A 1,464-nucleotide genomic window follows, 5' to 3' on the forward strand; every position below is an offset into this window, starting at 1 on the left:
GGTAAGGGGAAAGCCGCGCTCGGGCATGAGCGTCTCACAGGAGGAATACAACTGCTTTAGCTGTGGGAGGATGTCATGTAGCCATCCAGCATCAGGGTGAATTTGCGATTACGGGAACCAATATATTTTTCTGTGGTCGAAGTAGTGCTTTAATTTGTGAAAGCACTAATACCTACCGCTATCTGAAGTCTTTTTTCTATTTATTCAGATTAATTCGACAGATTCGGGTATATCATCGGCGGTTTTAAATAAACACAAATCAGAGGTTAGTTATGGATAGTACCAGACCAGTAGATTTCAGTAGAGCGATTCGTCCTGACAATGTGGACGAGGTAATGCGCCAGAACCTTCCTGCAGGATTTCCAGGGCATTGTACAGAATTTTCAGGGCATTCCGTCGGCGTCGGTGCAGGTGCGTCCAATATACCCTCCCCACCCCCCTATTCGTTTCATGACCCACAGGGCAGCGGTTTGTCATGCCCTCCTCCCGTTTATACTCCGACGGCCAATACCCCCGGTCTGGTTTCAGGCAGTGACGCCCCTGCAACCCTTGAAAATTGCTTACTCGAAATGGAGGCGGCCTACCAGACCAACTTTACCAAACTGGCTGATACATTAAGCAATGCTGAACTGACATCTAGAGGAAAACGCCCTCTCTGGTTCATCTTTCACACATTTCTCGACGAGAAAGCTCTGGATAGCAGCAGTCAGGAACTCAGGCTGCCTGGGAAAAAAATGCTGGATTTTTACCAGGCTGAGCACGGGTATCTTACTAATTGTTTAGCTCATCTGAATTATGCTTCCAAACTGAGTCAATTAACTCTCGTGCTCTGCATGCACTTCCTGGAGCAAAAGTTCATCCTCGAACAGGAGTCAATCCCACAGTACGATGTGGATTTCCCTATGTCGGAAAATGATCAGGCAGACTGTCAAGATTTACAGGCCGCATTGGTCAGAAAAACCTTTTTCACGATGTTGCAAACTGGTATCAAAAAAACCGGCCTGGGATACTACGAGCAAAAAATTGATAAATTTATTGAGAAAAACAGCGGATTAAAAAAAGACATGCGTCTTGAGCATCCTGTCAATGTCAATCTGAAGTTTTCCGGGCTACGTTACGAAGATATTCCCGGCGCTACTGTTGCGAAAATACTCCGTCCCCGGATTGAAGCCTATAGAGAACGTTACAATATCGATGTGGAAGGTTTAATAGAAGCATTAGGTCAGACGAACACCCGACATAACAGAAATCCTCTGGAGCAAATCATGAAGGAAACTTTCCTCAAAACGGGCTTACAAAAACATAAACCGAATAATTTCTTCAATAACCCTTATGAGTCCTACAGGGATCGGAATGCACGAACGGTGCTGGAACTAATGGAGCTGCGTCAAAAAGAGTCTCTCAACAAGTCCGGCAAATATCCGGAGCGTGAAAGCATGGTAAAAACCCTCGAGCGTTTGATAC

General features: G+C 45.6%; 1 protein-coding gene. It reads left to right on the forward strand.

The window, feature by feature from the left end; all coding sequences use genetic code 11:
• Positions 1–272: 272 nt before the first annotated feature.
• On the forward strand, positions 273–1,464 hold a 1,192-nt coding region (locus tag KDK14_RS14570; RefSeq protein ID WP_257265898.1), incomplete at its 3' end, for a hypothetical protein.

It is taken from the genome of Endozoicomonas sp. ONNA2 (assembly GCF_024606365.1).
In the GTDB taxonomy this organism is placed as follows: Bacteria; Pseudomonadota; Gammaproteobacteria; order Pseudomonadales; family Endozoicomonadaceae; genus Endozoicomonas.